Genomic DNA, 15,689 nt, shown 5'->3' with positions numbered 1-15,689 from the left:
GGCGCAAGCCCTCCCAGATGTTAACTCCGACAGGAGACAGAGTGTGAAAGATTTACTTAAGTTTCTTAAGCAACAAAATCAAACTGAAGAATTCGATGGTATTCGCATCGGCCTAGCTTCACCTGACATGATTCGTTCATGGTCATTCGGTGAAGTGAAGAAGCCTGAAACCATCAACTACCGTACGTTCAAACCTGAACGTGACGGTCTTTTCTGTGCGCGAATTTTCGGCCCTGTAAAAGATTATGAGTGTTTGTGTGGTAAGTACAAACGCTTGAAGCACCGTGGTGTTATTTGTGAGAAGTGTGGCGTAGAAGTTACCTTAACTAAAGTTCGTCGTGATCGTATGGGTCACATTGAACTAGCTAGCCCAGTAGCTCACATTTGGTTCCTTAAATCTCTTCCATCTCGTATCGGTCTACTTTTAGACATGACCTTACGTGATATTGAGCGTGTATTGTATTTTGAATCATACGTGGTAACTGAAGCCGGTATGACGACTCTTGAAGTCGGTCAAATTTTGACTGAAGAAGAGTACCTAGATGCACTAGAAGAGCACGGTGATGAATTTGAAGCGAAGATGGGTGCAGAAGCAATCCTTGCGCTTCTTAAAGAAATTGACCTTAACGCTGAAATCGAGCAAATGCGTGAAGAACTGCCAGAAATCGGTAGTGAAACTAAGCGTAAGAAGATCACTAAGCGTCTTAAGCTTATGGAAGCCTTCGCTCAATCTGGTAACAAGCCAGAGTGGATGATTATGTCGGTTCTACCGATTCTTCCACCAGATTTGCGTCCTCTAGTACCACTAGATGGTGGCCGTTTTGCAACGTCTGATTTGAACGACCTTTACCGTCGTGTAATCAACCGTAACAACCGTTTGAAGCGTCTTCTAGACCTAGTTGCACCAGACATTATCGTACGTAACGAAAAACGTATGCTACAAGAGTCTGTTGATGCACTTCTAGATAACGGTCGTCGTGGTCGTGCAATCACGGGTTCTAACAAGCGTCCTCTGAAATCTCTTGCTGACATGATCAAAGGTAAGCAAGGTCGTTTCCGTCAAAACCTTCTAGGTAAGCGTGTTGACTATTCAGGTCGTTCTGTAATTACCGTTGGTCCAACGCTTCGTTTGCACCAGTGTGGTCTTCCGAAGAAGATGGCTCTTGAGCTATTCAAACCATTTATCTACGGCAAGTTAGAAGCACGTGGTTTAGCGACTACGATTAAAGCGGCTAAGAAGCTAGTAGAACGTGAAGTTGGTGAAGTTTGGGATGTACTTGATGAAGTAATCCGTGAACACCCGGTTATGCTTAACCGTGCACCAACACTTCACAGACTTGGTATCCAAGCATTTGAACCAGTACTTATCGAAGGTAAAGCGATTCAGCTTCACCCATTAGTTTGTGCGGCGTATAACGCTGACTTCGATGGTGACCAAATGGCTGTACACGTACCTCTAACGATTGAAGCTCAGTTAGAAGCACGTGCGCTAATGATGTCTACCAACAACGTACTATCTCCTGCGAACGGTGACCCAATCATCGTACCATCTCAGGATGTTGTATTAGGTTTATATTACCTAACGCGTGACTGTGTTAACGGTAAAGGTGAAGGCATGGTATTCGGCTCTCCTGAAGAAGCTGAAAAAGCCTACCGCACCGAAATGGCCGAATTACACTCTCGTGTTAAAGTACGTATCACTCAGTTGATTGATGGTGAAGAAGTTACTTCACTTATCGATACAACAGTTGGTCGTTCATTACTTTGGATGGTATGTCCGAAAGGTCTTCCATTTGAAATCATCAACAGAACTTTAGGTAAGAAGCAAATCTCTAACCTAATTAACCATGCGTACCGTAACTTAGGTCTTAAAGATACTGTTATCTTTGCCGACCACATTATGTACACAGGTTTCCACTACGCGATGATCGCTGGTGCGTCTGTTGGTATCGACGATATGGTTATTCCTGATGAGAAATACACCATCATCGATGCAGCTGAAGAAGAAGTTACAGAGATTCAACAACAGTTCGAATCTGGTCTTGTAACAGCTGGTGAGAAATACAACAAAGTAATCGATATCTGGTCATCTGCTAACGAAAAAGTTTCGAAAGCGATGATGGACAACTTATCGAAAGAGCAAATCTTAAACCGTGACGGCGAAATGGAAGAGCAAGACTCTTTCAACTCAATCTTCATGATGGCCGACTCTGGTGCTCGTGGTAGTGCCGCTCAGATTCGTCAGTTGGCGGGTATGCGTGGTCTAATGGCAAAACCAGATGGTTCAATCATCGAAACACCAATCACGGCGAACTTCCGTGAAGGTCTGAACGTACTTCAGTACTTCATCTCGACTCACGGTGCTCGTAAAGGTTTGGCCGATACGGCATTGAAAACAGCTAACTCGGGTTACTTAACTCGTCGTCTAGTTGACGTTGCACAAGATTTGGTTGTAACTGAAGCAGATTGTGGCACTGAAGATGGTCTATTGATGACACCACTTATCGAAGGTGGTGATGTTGTTGAACCATTACGCGAACGTGTTCTAGGTCGTGTTGTTGCTCAAGACGTGTTGATTCCAGGTACTGAAGATGTATTGTTCGCACGTAACTCATTATTAGATGAAGCAGATTGTGACACATTAGAAGAACATTCTGTTGATCAAGTATGGGTTCGTTCAATCATTACTTGTGAAACTGACTTTGGTATTTGTAAGCATTGTTACGGTCGTGATTTAGCACGTGGTCATATGATCAACGAAGGTGAAGCAATCGGTGTTGTGGCAGCACAATCAATCGGTGAGCCGGGTACACAGTTAACGATGCGTACGTTCCATATCGGTGGTGCGGCATCACGAGCTTCAGCTGAAAACTCAGTTCAAGTTAAAAACACTGGTACTTTGAAGTTACAAAACGCTAAGTTCGTAACAAACTCAGAAGACAAGATAGTTATTACTTCACGTTCATCAGAACTTACTGTTATTGATGAGCTAGGTCGTGAGAAAGAGCGTTATAAAGTTCCTTACGGTGCAATTCTTGGTAAGAAAGATGGCGAAGCTATCAACGGTGGCGAGACTATTGCAAACTGGGATCCGCATACGCATCCAATCATCACTGAGGTTGCTGGTAAGATCAAATTTGTTGACCTTATCGACCAGGTAACTGTGACGCGTCAAACTGATGAACTAACAGGTTTGTCATCTATCGTTATCACTGACCCTGCACAACGTAGCTCAGCTGGTAAAGAAATGCGTCCAATGGTTAAGCTAGTTGATGCCAAAGGTAAAGACGTAATGATCGCTGGTACTGAAATTCCAGCACAATACTTCTTACCAGGTAACGCTATCGTAAACCTTGAAGATGGTGCTGAAGTAGGTATCGGTGATGCGCTAGCACGTATCCCTCAAGAGTCTTCGAAAACTCGTGATATTACCGGTGGTCTACCACGTGTTGCTGACTTGTTTGAAGCACGTAAGCCGAAAGAGCCTGCGATTCTTGCTGAGAAGACAGGTATCATTGGTTTCGGTAAAGAAACTAAAGGTAAGCGTCGTCTACAAATCACTCAACCAAGTGGTGAAGTATACGAAGAGATGATTCCTAAGTGGCGTCAACTTAACGTGTTTGAAGGTGAATCTGTACTACAGGGTGAAGTTATCGCCGATGGTCCAGAGTCGCCACACGATATCTTACGTCTACGTGGTATCTCTGATGTTGCTAACTATATCGTTAACGAAGTGCAAGACGTTTACCGTCTGCAAGGTGTTAAGATTAATGATAAGCACATCGAAGTTATCGTACGTCAGATGATCCGTAAGTGTGAAATCCTTGATGGTGGTGACAGTGAATTCTTAGCAGGTGAGCAAGTTGAAGTTGCTCGCGTTAACATTGCTAACCGTGAACTGGAAGCAGCGGGCAAGAAGCCAGCTGAATTCAACATCATGCTAATGGGTATTACCAAGGCATCGCTTGCAACTGAGTCATTTATCTCAGCGGCATCGTTCCAGGAAACTACTCGTGTTCTTACTGAAGCAGCTGTTGCTGGTAAGAAAGATGACTTACGTGGTCTGAAAGAAAACGTTATCGTTGGTCGATTGATTCCTGCTGGTACCGGTTATGCGTATCACAAGAACCGTGCAGTGCAAGCTGTTGAAGGTGAAGAAGAATCAACTGTTTCTGCTGAAGATGCAGAGCAGGCATTAACCGACGCACTGAACGCAGAAATGCTAAGCAGTTTTGGTGAACTTTCACAAGAAAGTGACAAGCCATCTGACAATGACTAATTGTTAGCCAACGTTTAAAGCACTTTAAAAGGGGATCGCAATGATCCCCTTTTTTGTACACTTATCGATCAAAAAAGATCAATGATCTTTGACTCTTTGCTTGACAGTTACCCCCATCACTAATAAAATTCCGCGACCTACTGTTATGGTAGGGATTTTTCACGTTTATGAGGGTGTGAATAAAGGCGGTCCAAATACCCCTTAATCACATCAGTTTTAACTAATCAGGAGCTATAATGGCAACTATTAACCAATTAGTACGTAAGCCACGTGTTAAGCAGGTACAAAAAAGTAACGTTCCAGCGTTGCAAGCTTGTCCTCAACGTCGCGGTGTATGTACTCGTGTGTACACTACTACACCTAAAAAACCTAACTCAGCACTACGTAAAGTAGCTCGTGTTCGTCTAACTAACGGCTTCGAAGTTACATCTTACATCGGTGGTGAAGGTCACAACTTGCAAGAGCATAGCGTAATTCTAATCCGTGGTGGTCGTGTTAAAGACTTACCAGGTGTTCGCTATCACACCGTTCGTGGCGCACTAGATTGTTCTGGTGTTAACGATCGTAGACAAGGCCGTTCTAAGTACGGTGCTAAGCGCCCTAAATCTTAACGGTTCTCCGTCAAGTAAGGCCAAACTAACATTTAATATTTAATTGTTTTGGGATAACCCTGAAGCTAAATCGGAGAATTTAAAATGCCAAGAAGACGTGTTGTAGGTCAGCGTAAAATATTACCTGATCCGAAGTTTAAAAACGAACTTTTAGCAAAATTCATCAACATCCTTATGGTTGATGGCAAAAAATCTGTAGCAGAAAAAATTGTATACGGTGCACTAGACATTCTATCGGAAAAGAACCCTGAGAAAGATCACTTAGAATCTTTTGAAGTTGCTCTTGAGAACATCCGTCCACACGTAGAGGTTAAATCTCGTCGTGTTGGTGGTTCAACTTACCAAGTTCCAGTAGAAGTACGTCCAGTACGTCGTAACGCTCTAGCCATGCGCTGGTTAGTTGACGCTGCTCGTAAACGTGGTGAAAAATCAATGGCTCAACGCCTAGCTAACGAAATGTTAGATGCTTCTGAAAACAAAGGTTCAGCTGTGAAGAAACGTGAAGACGTTCACAGAATGGCTGAAGCTAACAAAGCATTCGCTCATTACCGTTGGTAATAATGACAAGCGCAGCGGCATTTGCCGCTGCGCTTTTCTTACTTAAAACAAGAAAACACATTAGCTAATAATTAAAATAACTAAGCTTATTTTCAAAAGTAAATCGCTGATACTTTTGAAAGTTAGTTTCAGGAACATCCGTAATTTAGAGGAATCCATTAGTGGCTCGTAAGACCCCTATCGATCGTTACCGTAATATTGGTATAGCTGCACACGTAGATGCAGGTAAGACGACTACAACAGAACGTGTTTTGTTCTACACCGGTTTATCTCATAAAATTGGTGAAGTTCATGACGGCGCTGCGACGATGGACTGGATGGAACAAGAACAAGAGCGTGGTATTACCATTACCTCAGCTGCGACAACCTGTTTCTGGAAAGGCATGCAGGGTCAGTTTGATGACCACCGTATTAATATTATTGATACTCCAGGCCACGTAGATTTCACCATTGAAGTAGAACGTTCATTGCGCGTATTAGACGGCGCGGTGCTTGTGCTTTGTGGTTCATCTGGCGTTCAACCGCAAACCGAAACGGTTTGGCGTCAAATGGAAAAATATAAAGTCCCACGTATGGTTTTCGTCAATAAGATGGACCGTATGGGCGCTGACTACTTAAATGTTGTCAAGCAATGTAAAGATCGCTTAGGTGCAAACGCGGTACCAATTCAGTTAGCTATCGGCGCTGAAGAAGAGTTCACGGGTGTTGTAGACCTAGTTAAAATGAAAGCGATCAACTGGAACGAAGCGGACCAAGGCACCACCTTCGAATACGAAGATATCCCAGCGGATATGGTTGACCTTGCACAAGAATGGCATGAAAACTTAGTTGAAGCCGCTGCGGAAGCCAGTGAAGAGCTGATGGACAAATACCTTGAAGAAGGTGAACTGTCTGAGCAAGAAATTAAAACTGCATTACGTACTCTTACGCTGAAAAACGAGATTGTACTAACTACATGCGGTAGTGCATTTAAAAACAAAGGTGTTCAAGCTGTATTGGATGCTGTTGTTGAATACTTGCCGTCGCCAACAGAAGTTGAAGCGATTAAAGGTATTAAAGACGATAAAAATGAGACCGAAGACACTCGTGAAGCAGACGATAGCGCGCCATTTGCTGCGTTAGCGTTTAAAATCGCGACTGACCCATTTGTAGGTACATTAACCTTCGTTCGTGTCTATTCTGGTGTGTTAAGCACTGGTGATATGGTCTACAACCCGGTTAAAGGTAAAAAAGAACGCATTGGCCGTATTGTGCAAATGCATTCAAATAACCGTGAAGAAATTAAAGAAGTTCGCGCAGGTGACATTGCAGCCCTAATCGGCATGAAAGATGTGACCACAGGTGACACGTTGTGTAATCAGCAAAACGTTATCACCCTAGAGCGTATGGAATTCCCAGAGCCAGTTATCTCTGTTGCTGTTGAGCCGAGAACCAAGGTTGATCAGGAAAGAATGGGGATGGCGCTTGGTAAGCTTGCGGCTGAAGACCCGTCTTTTAGAGTCGAGACTGACGAAGAGACTGGGCAAACGATCATTTCTGGTATGGGTGAATTGCACCTAGATATCATCGTTGACCGTATGAAGCGTGAATTTAAAGTTGATGCAAACGTTGGTAAGCCACAAGTTTCTTATCGTGAAACTATCCGCAAAGCGGTTGAAGTTGAAGGTAAGTTTGTGCGTCAATCTGGCGGTCGTGGCCAATTTGGTCATGTATGGCTTAAAATGGAGCCGCTTGAAGAAGGCGCAGGTTTCCAGTTTGAATCAGAAATCGTTGGTGGTGCAGTACCACGCGAATATTGGGCAGCCGTAGAAAAAGGCTGTAGCGAACAGATGGATAACGGTGTTCTCGCCGGTTTCCCAATGCTAGACATTAAAGTCACATTATTTGATGGTTCATTCCATGATGTTGACTCAAATGAAATGGCATTCAAAATCGCCGCATCTATGGGCTTTAAGCAAGGCGCGTTGGATGCAAGTCCAGTTTTGCTTGAACCTGTGATGAAGGTTGAAGTAACCACCCCTGAATTAAACATGGGTGATGTTGTTGGTGACCTCAACCGTCGCCGTGGCATGATTGAAGGTATGGATGAAGGTCCTGCCGGCATGAAATTGGTTAATGCCGTTGTACCACTTGGTGAAATGTTTGGTTATGCAACCGACCTTCGCAGTGCAACGCAGGGCCGCGCATCATATTCGATGGAGTTTAAGCAGTATGCTGAAGCACCAAAAAATGTAACTGATGCAATTATTGAGGGTGGTCAGTATTAATACTGCCCCTGAAATTTAAAAATAACAAATTCAATTACTCGTCTGTAATAACAGGCAACTTTAACTTTAAGGTACATTTAAGATGGCTAAAGAAAAATTTGAACGTTCGAAGCCGCACGTTAACGTTGGTACTATCGGCCACGTTGACCACGGCAAGACAACTCTAACTGCTGCGATTTCTGCAGTTTTAACTAAAACTCACGGTGGTGAAGTACGTGATTTCGCTCAAATCGATAACGCTCCAGAAGAGCGTGAGCGTGGTATCACAATCAACACTTCTCACATTGAGTACGATACAGAGACTCGTCACTACGCACACGTAGACTGTCCTGGTCACGCCGATTACGTTAAAAACATGATCACAGGTGCGGCACAAATGGACGGCGCGATTCTAGTAGTTGCAGCGACAGATGGTCCAATGCCACAAACACGTGAGCACATCCTTCTTTCACGTCAGGTTGGTGTACCTTTCATCATCGTATTCATGAACAAATGTGACATGGTTGATGACGAAGAGCTACTTGAGCTAGTAGAGATGGAAGTTCGTGAACTTCTTTCAGAATATGACTTCCCAGGTGATGACCTACCAGTTATCCAAGGTTCAGCACTAGGTGCATTGAACGGTGAAGCGAATTGGGAAGCGAAAGTACTAGAACTTGCAGAAGCACTAGACACTTACATTCCAGAGCCAGAGCGTGCGATTGACGGTGACTTCATTCTTCCAATCGAAGATGTATTCTCAATCCAAGGTCGTGGTACTGTTGTTACTGGTCGTGTTGAGCGCGGTATCATCAAAGTTGGTGAAGATGTAGAAATCGTTGGTATCAAAGAAACGACTACTACGACTTGTACTGGTGTAGAGATGTTCCGTAAGCTTCTAGACGAAGGTCGTGCTGGTGAGAACTGTGGTGTTCTTCTACGTGGTACTAAGCGTGATGAAGTTCAACGTGGTCAAGTACTTGCTAAGCCAGGTTCAATCACTCCTCACACCAAGTTCGAATCAGAAGTATACGTACTAACCAAAGATGAAGGTGGTCGTCACACGCCATTCTTTAAAGGTTACCGTCCACAGTTTTACTTCCGTACGACAGACATCACTGGTGCAGTAGAGCTTCCAGAAGGTGTAGAAATGGTAATGCCAGGCGACAACTTGAAGTTTGTTGTTGAGCTTATCAACCCAATCGCGATGGACGAAGGTTTACGCTTCGCTATCCGTGAAGGTGGCCGTACAGTAGGTGCTGGTGTTGTATCTAAAATCATCGATTAATATCGATTGATTTGGTTACAAACCAAACCTTAAAAAAGAGCGCTTCGGCGCTCTTTTTGTTTTTGAGGCCAGCTTCACGGTGTTCCCTGATGACCGAACGCGTTAAGAAAACAGTCCGCTTGGACTGTTTTTAGCGAGTGAGGACGAGGGCCTCTGGCCCGACGTTAGAGCCGTACAATAAAGCCAAAAAAGAGCGCTTCGGCGCTCTTTTTGTTTTACGCGTTTAATACATATTTGACGTTAACTAATTGAAAAGGTTAATGTCTGGTTAGAGCGATAAGCCGCTATACGCTGTCTCTCAAAAATAACACCGTCATTGCGGCGAAGGCCGCAACCCCGTATCGTAAAAGTGTGCCTCTAAATACCTACCACTACGTTTTCAAAAACAAATCTAAACTATAATTAAAGTTCATTTTTTGAAATGGACTTCAATTATGAAACGACCTGTAATTTATATTCTTTCTAACGAGCGAAATACTGTTCTATACATTGGCGTAACCAGCAATTTAATTCAGCGCGTCTATCAGCATAAGCATAAGACAATTAGAGGTTTTAGTGCCAAATATAACCTAACTAAATTAGTTTACTTTGAAACTTTTGACGATATGGATAATGCAATTACAAGAGAGAAAAGATTAAAACAATGGCATAGACGATGGAAAGAGAGGTTAATTGGTGAAATGAATCCAGATTGGCGAGATTTATATTTTGATATTATTTAAGTGCGAGTATATACAGTCACAGAGTAGTCATCGGGGTTGCGGCCTTTGCCGCAATGACGGTGAAAAATCATAGTTTCTACTTCCGCTATTGGCACAAAGCGGAAATAATTAGTTTCAAGTGATCTGACCCCTTGAAGCACGATATTATTTAGTCTCCTTTGGCACAAGGCAGCCCTTCAAATTCACTTCGAACTTACAACATCATGGTGTTTGTTACCTATATCTTGCGAAGCACTGGTATATTACCTAAATCTTAATTATCCTGTCACTCAGCGTATGTTGATGCCATTGTATGTGCTTTTCCGGTAAGCTCGCATAGCAAAGGCTAGATAACACTTACGTCGTTTAGTTCTGCAATCATCGCAAAAATGCTGTCTGTGTTAGCGGCATTTACAAAACGACGTGACTGACACCATTTTTAAAGGAAATCTGCAATGCACATTCAACGTGTTGAACGTTTAAATGAAAACCTATTAGTGACTTTCTCTGATAATCAAACGGGCGAGTTTAGTTTGTTTTGGTTAAGAGATCACAGTACCGATGCAACAAGCCTTAATACCAGTACATTGCAGCGTGACGTTGAGACATTCGCTTTACCAGATTGCCCTGAAGTGGCAAATGTTAACATCGGTGACAATGGCGCGACACTCGAATTGCATTGGCAAGACGATAGTATCAGCAGTGTATTTGCCGCCGATTTCTTATATCGAATGGCGTTTAATGCGGTTGCTCCACCGGCGTATGAGTTGTGGGCCAGTGATCTGCAAGACCAAATCGCAAACTTTGATTTTAATGACGTAACCGAAAGTAGCGCTGGCTTTTTACCGGTTCTTGATGCTATTGAAAAGCATGGCCTAGTGACATTTTCAGGCATGCCCAATGACATGCAAGCCACGAAAAAACTGTTAGAGCAAGTCGGTTATATTCGTGAAACCGTATTTGGTGGTTTATGGGATTTCTCGAACAATGAAGCGCACAGTGATAGTGCCTATACCAGTGTCGGTATTGGATTACATACCGATGGTACCTACACTATCGATCCGCCGGGTCTGCAATTGTTGCACTGCATAGCGTTTAATGGCGAAGGTGGTTTTAATCAGTTCGCAGACGGTTTTAAAGTTGCGCAAACCATCAAAGATGAAGACCCTGAAGCGTACCAATTGCTTACCCAAATACAGGTGCCTGCTCATTATTTAGAGCCAGGCATACAGCTTAGAGCGGAACATTGCGTTGTAACCGAGAATAGCCAGGGGCAGTTTAAACAAATTTGTTTTAATAATTACGATCGCAGCCCATTTATGTTGGCGCCTGCACAGCAAAGAGCGTTTTACAAAGCCTACGGTCGTTTTCAGCAATTGATTAATGATCCAGCCTTCCAAGTCAACTTTCAATTGCAACCCGGTCGAGCAGTGTGGTTCGATAATTGGCGTGTCATGCATGCACGAACTGCGTTTAGCGGTTTCCGCCACTTAGCCGGTGGTTATACCAATCGTGAAGACTTTATCAGTAAGATACTAACGTTAAGAGAGCAAACGCCTTGGCAACAGTAATCCATATGGCTCGAGGTCAGATGAAAAGCGACCACGATTCATAAGCCTTTTGCCCGTGTAATTTTTTATTGAGAACCCTATGCATAGCTATCAACAGTTTTATATCAATGGCCAATGGCAAACGCCTGCTAATCAAGATCAGAGCATTGCCGTTATTAACCCAGCCAATGGTGAGCAAATAGCGATAACAGCAAGTGCAGACTTAGCAGATGTTGATAGTGCTATTGGCGCAGCTAAAAAAGCCTTCCCAGAATGGTCTAGAGCGTCTTCACAGCAGCGAAAGCAATTTATAGTAGCGATAGCTGATGAAATGCAGAACCGCCTTGAGGATCTCTCTCAGGCGATTTCACAAAGTATGGGTTGCCCTATTCACCATGCCAGAGAAGTGCAAGTTCAAGCATCCATTGATGCGTTTCGAGAATTTGCCGATATGACCGATTATGTTGATGAGGCTGAGCATCTAGAAAACGTCACTCATTTTAAGGTACCTATTGGTGTCTGCGTTTTAATAAACCCATGGAATTACCCTTTATCGCAACTGGTCGGAAAATTAGGCCCGGCTATGGCGACCGGTTGCACCGTGGTTGTTAAACCATCTGAACAAACGCCACTGCAAGATTTTATTATGGCTGAAATATTTGCCAAAGTCGGAGTCCCTGCGGGGGTGTTTAATGTCATCAGCGGTTATGGTCATAAAATTGGCGAGCATCTATGTGCGCATGTTGACGTAGATATGGTGTCGTTTACCGGCTCAACTGCCGCAGGTGTAAAAGTTGCGCAAGCATCAGCACCTACCATTAAGCGCGTTTGCCAAGAGCTAGGCGGTAAATCTGCAATGATTATCACTGAAGACGCTGATTTAGAAACAGCGGTAACCTTTGGTGTAGGCGATGTGATGTTTAACTCAGGGCAAACCTGCAGTGCGTTAACGCGCATGTTGGTACCTCAAAGTCGCTACGACGAGGCAGTAGCACTTGCCAAAAACGTAGCCGAGCAAAATATTGTCGGCGACCCGTTAAACGAAAAAACCACGATGGGGCCATTAAGTTCGTTGGCGCAAAAACAACGTGTGCTCGATTATATTCATACGGGTATCAAAGAAGGGGCACGAATCGTAACCGGTGGTACCGAGACAAGTCCGTTGTTACAAAATGGCGCATACGTTATGCCAACCATTTTTGCTGATGTTGGTAATGAGATGACCATAGCTCAACAAGAAATCTTTGGTCCGGTTCTATGTATTATCGCTTATGAGAATGAGCAACAGGCAATTGAGATGGCCAACGACAGCGTATATGGCTTAGCGTCTGCGGTTTTTGCCAAAGATAACCAATCGGCGATCCACATAGCGCGACAAATTCGAGCCGGACAATGCTATATCCAAGGTGGCTATTTTAACACGCAAGGTGCCTTTGGTGGTTTTAAGCAATCCGGTAACGGCCGTGAATGGGGACGTGAAGGGCTGCGTGAGTACGTTGAATTACAAGCGGTGTTTTCAGGTTAAGGTGTTGATACTTTTTTAAGGCAGTAGTTTGTCAGGTTAACAGCTTAAGCTCTTTTTAGCGTTGATATGTTTTTGAGATCTAATTATTGTCAATTTGCTGTCAATAAATCATCTAGATATTCTCTTTGTTTTTTTTATGTGATAGTTTTCACTCACTATTAACATTCAGGGAAGAAAATGAACAAATTCCTCTCGGTTTTGCTATTCGTATTCTCATACGGCGTAGTAGCTCAAGACCTTTTACCTATTGAAGCCTTTGGCAGTTTACCTAAAACCAGCATGATGCGTGTATCACCAAGTGGTGATCGTATCGCCTATCGCGTTGCCGATGCGAGCGTCGATAAAGATTTCTATATGGTCTACGACCTTAAGCAAAAGAAATCTGTTGCGGCAATAGATCTCAGTGCTATTCGCCCATCGACGGCCTACTTTGTCGATGACGATCACCTTATTTTGGTTGCCGAAGAAAACGCTAAGTTATGGGGCTACCGTGGTCGCCATGATGTCAGTGCAGCGTTTTCCTATAACATCAGTAACAACTACCTAAAACAGTTATTGCAACGTGGTAATGGCATTTACGAAGGGCAAACCGCCATCGGCCGTGTTGTCGGTGTGTCTACAGATGCGAAATCTGTTTATATGCCAGCCTGGGAAAACGCCGGAAACTTTAATTTATTCGCCAGTAAATTAGACAGTAAGAAAAAGCCCAAGCGCGTAGCTAAAGGTAGAACCGATAGTATTGATTTCTTTGTGCATAACGACCAAGTAGTCGCTCGTGAACGTTTTAATGACAGAGACAACACCCATAGAATTGAAGTTTATGAAGATGGAGATTGGCGGGAAATATTTCGTCAGGAAGAAGTGGAGCTACGCACTAAATCCTTCGTTGGTTTGACTGCAGATATCAAACATCTAGTGATGTTGCAGCATAATGCCAATGGTCGTGTTGCTTACTACACTATGGCACTTGCCGATGGCAAAATAGCCGGTCCGTTATTTGAACAACAAGATAAAGATGTCGAGTACGTGTTATCCGATATCAATCGCATCGTTTACGGTGTGCGCTATTCAGGTTTTACCCCAAGTTACGACTTCTTTGATGCGACAATTAAAAAGACCATTGACGACGTCGTCGCTATGATGCCGGATAACTCGGTGACTTTAGTTGATCATACCCCTGATTGGAAAAAGATGATTTTTCTCGTCGAAGGCAATGGCAGCGCCGGCGATTACTACATGTATGGCAGCGACGGCTTTAGCTTTTTAGCCAGCCAGCGCCCGGACATTCCAGGTGAAAAAGTCAGTCAAATATTTCAAACCAAGATCAAAGCTCGTGACGGTTTAAAAATTCCAACGCTGTTAACTTTGCCAAATAGCGAATTGAAAAACTTGCCAGCGATCATGTTGCCTCATGGTGGTCCAGAGTCCTATGACACCATTCATTTTGATTGGTTAGCACAATTTTTTGCCAGTCGCGGTTACTTGGTGATTCAACCTCAATTTCGTGGTTCCGATGGCTTCGGCTCCGATTTTAAACACAAAGGTCGCGGCGAATGGGGTCGTAAAATGCAGGATGATTTGACCGATACCATACGTACATTGGTTAAATCTGGCTATGTGAACAAAGACCGCATATGCATTGTCGGTGCAAGTTATGGTGGCTATGCCGCGTTGGCTGGCGCCGCGTTTACCCCAGATGTATACAAATGTGCCGTATCGATTAATGGTGTGGCCGACATCGAGCGTATGATGCGAGATGAGAAACGCGATTATGGTTCCGATCATTGGGTTGTCGCTTATTGGCAGAAAGTGATTAGCGAAGGCAATGTTGCAGATGATCATTTAGAGCAAATTTCGCCAATTAATCATGTCAGTAACATTAAAATCCCAGTTATGCTTATCCATGGCGAACATGATGAAGTGGTACCTGCGCATCAATCAGAAAACATGGCGGAAGAACTTGAAGACAATAGTCGCTCAGTACAATACATTGAATTGGAAAAGGGTGACCATTTCTTAAGTAATGGTAATAACCGTATGAAAGCCTTGCAGGCTATTGATAAATTTATCAGCGAAAACATCTAGTTTATTGGCTGTATTATTATAAAAATGCCCGAGTGAATTAACTCGGGCATTTTTGTTTTAAAGCATTCGCTTATTGAGAGTAAAAATCACCGCCTAATCGTGGCACCAATTCGCCCCTATTAACCATTATGTCTACCGCACTTTGAACCTGAGCTACATTGTGTTCAAATTTTTCATCTGCTAACCAGTCATTGGAAATGTGTTCAACTGAGCCCATGGCATTTGGGTGCACTGCCAAATAATCGAGAATCCCTGCCTGAACTTCGTTATGTAAATCGTGAAGCTTCATGTCTAAGCCCTACAAGCAAAAATGGGTAAGGTAATTTTAGTTAATAGATGTCCTATGATCGAATAAAAAGCACAATAAAAACGCCGCAAATACAGCTATATTTAAATAAGTCAAAGATGTCAGATAGATACATCAGCAAAGCGCCGAGAGTGAATTGAGCAATGACACAGCACAGTGCAAACATAACGGTATTTTACGACGCAGCCTGCCCAAGTTGTGTTAACGACAGGCGCTTGTATCAGCGCTTAGCAGGAGCAGGTGGTCGGTCGGTGCGTTGGTTTGATATCACCGGCCAAGACGAGGCGTTAAAAAAACTTGGTATCGATCCATTAAACGCTTTGACTGAATTACACGTACAAAACGAACAAGGCGTCATTATCGCTGAACTCGATGCCTATATATTGTTAATGAGTCGGGTCGTGTGGTTACGGCCATTGGCATTATTGATTGGCCTACCACTGATCAAGCCAATGTTATCGAAACTATATCATCAAAGAGTCATGAAACGATTAAAACAAAGCGGCCGTATTTGACGGTTGGCAAACTATGCTAATGAA

The 15,689-nt window shown here is 43.5% G+C and carries 11 protein-coding genes; 10 read left to right on the top strand and 1 reads right to left on the bottom strand.

The features are described from left to right. Window positions 1-43: 43 nt before the first annotated feature. From rpoC to E2K93_RS06075, 9 genes are all read left to right on the top strand, one after another. Window positions 44-4,279: a DNA-directed RNA polymerase subunit beta' gene (gene rpoC, locus E2K93_RS06115; RefSeq protein ID WP_135438249.1), complete on the top strand. Its 4,236-nt coding sequence runs from the start codon at window positions 44-46 to the stop codon at window positions 4,277-4,279. 236 nt (window positions 4,280-4,515) lie between these two features. Beyond that, window positions 4,516-4,890, top strand: a complete 375-nt coding sequence (gene rpsL, locus E2K93_RS06110; RefSeq protein ID WP_135438248.1) for a 30S ribosomal protein S12 — start codon at window positions 4,516-4,518, stop codon at window positions 4,888-4,890. Between the two features lie 84 nt (window positions 4,891-4,974). Beyond that, window positions 4,975-5,448: a 30S ribosomal protein S7 gene (rpsG, locus tag E2K93_RS06105; RefSeq protein WP_135438247.1), complete on the top strand. Its 474-nt coding sequence runs from the start codon at window positions 4,975-4,977 to the stop codon at window positions 5,446-5,448. A gap of 161 nt (window positions 5,449-5,609) precedes the next feature. After that, window positions 5,610-7,715, top strand: a complete 2,106-nt coding sequence (fusA, locus tag E2K93_RS06100; RefSeq protein WP_135438246.1) for an elongation factor G — start codon at window positions 5,610-5,612, stop codon at window positions 7,713-7,715. Window positions 7,716-7,797: 82 nt separating this feature from the next. Continuing rightward, complete coding sequence (gene tuf / locus E2K93_RS06095) at window positions 7,798-8,982, top strand: elongation factor Tu (protein ID WP_135438245.1); 1,185 nt, start codon at window positions 7,798-7,800, stop codon at window positions 8,980-8,982. A 434-nt stretch (window positions 8,983-9,416) separates the two neighbouring features. Continuing rightward, a complete protein-coding gene (locus E2K93_RS06090; RefSeq protein ID WP_135438244.1) occupies window positions 9,417-9,704 on the top strand; it encodes a GIY-YIG nuclease family protein in 288 nt (95 codons plus the stop codon). Window positions 9,705-10,138: 434 nt separating this feature from the next. After that, window positions 10,139-11,254 carry a trimethyllysine dioxygenase gene (locus tag E2K93_RS06085; protein ID WP_135438243.1) on the top strand — a complete coding sequence of 372 codons (1,116 nt, stop codon included), beginning with the start codon at window positions 10,139-10,141 and terminating at the stop codon, window positions 11,252-11,254. 79 nt (window positions 11,255-11,333) lie between these two features. Further along, complete coding sequence (locus E2K93_RS06080; RefSeq protein WP_135438242.1) at window positions 11,334-12,758, top strand: aldehyde dehydrogenase family protein; 1,425 nt, start codon at window positions 11,334-11,336, stop codon at window positions 12,756-12,758. Window positions 12,759-12,935: 177 nt separating this feature from the next. After that, the gene (locus E2K93_RS06075; RefSeq protein ID WP_135438241.1) at window positions 12,936-14,843 is read left to right on the top strand and encodes an alpha/beta hydrolase family protein; all 1,908 of its coding nucleotides are present in this window, start codon (window positions 12,936-12,938) and stop codon (window positions 14,841-14,843) included. A 70-nt stretch (window positions 14,844-14,913) separates the two neighbouring features. Here the strand turns inward: E2K93_RS06075 and E2K93_RS06070 are convergent, their stop codons facing one another. Continuing rightward, a complete protein-coding gene (locus E2K93_RS06070; RefSeq protein WP_135438240.1) occupies window positions 14,914-15,132 on the bottom strand; it encodes a hypothetical protein in 219 nt (72 codons plus the stop codon). Window positions 15,133-15,293: 161 nt separating this feature from the next. Here E2K93_RS06070 and E2K93_RS06065 point away from each other — a divergent pair, with 161 nt between their 5' ends. After that, the gene (locus E2K93_RS06065; protein ID WP_135438239.1) at window positions 15,294-15,665 is read left to right on the top strand and encodes a thiol-disulfide oxidoreductase DCC family protein; all 372 of its coding nucleotides are present in this window, start codon (window positions 15,294-15,296) and stop codon (window positions 15,663-15,665) included. The last annotated feature ends 24 nt before the right edge of the window (window positions 15,666-15,689 follow it).

Source organism: Thalassotalea sp. HSM 43 (assembly GCF_004752005.1).
In the GTDB taxonomy this organism is placed as follows: Bacteria; Pseudomonadota; Gammaproteobacteria; order Enterobacterales; family Alteromonadaceae; genus Thalassotalea_A.
This window is presented reverse-complemented; position numbering and strand designations above follow the sequence as displayed.

What these genes read in the sequence shown, in the direction of transcription:
- rpsL (WP_135438248.1), top strand. Translation starts at nt 4,516, where the DNA reads ATGGCAACTATTAACCAATTAGTACGTAAGCCACGTGTTAAGCAGGTA.
- rpsG (WP_135438247.1), top strand. Translation starts at nt 4,975, where the DNA reads ATGCCAAGAAGACGTGTTGTAGGTCAGCGTAAAATATTACCTGATCCG.
- tuf (WP_135438245.1), top strand. Translation starts at nt 7,798, where the DNA reads ATGGCTAAAGAAAAATTTGAACGTTCGAAGCCGCACGTTAACGTTGGT.
- E2K93_RS06090 (WP_135438244.1), top strand. Translation starts at nt 9,417, where the DNA reads ATGAAACGACCTGTAATTTATATTCTTTCTAACGAGCGAAATACTGTT.
- E2K93_RS06085 (WP_135438243.1), top strand. Translation starts at nt 10,139, where the DNA reads ATGCACATTCAACGTGTTGAACGTTTAAATGAAAACCTATTAGTGACT.
- E2K93_RS06080 (WP_135438242.1), top strand. Translation starts at nt 11,334, where the DNA reads ATGCATAGCTATCAACAGTTTTATATCAATGGCCAATGGCAAACGCCT.
- E2K93_RS06075 (WP_135438241.1), top strand. Translation starts at nt 12,936, where the DNA reads ATGAACAAATTCCTCTCGGTTTTGCTATTCGTATTCTCATACGGCGTA.
- E2K93_RS06070 (WP_135438240.1), bottom strand. Translation starts at nt 15,132, where the DNA reads ATGAAGCTTCACGATTTACATAACGAAGTTCAGGCAGGGATTCTCGAT.
- E2K93_RS06065 (WP_135438239.1), top strand. Translation starts at nt 15,294, where the DNA reads ATGACACAGCACAGTGCAAACATAACGGTATTTTACGACGCAGCCTGC.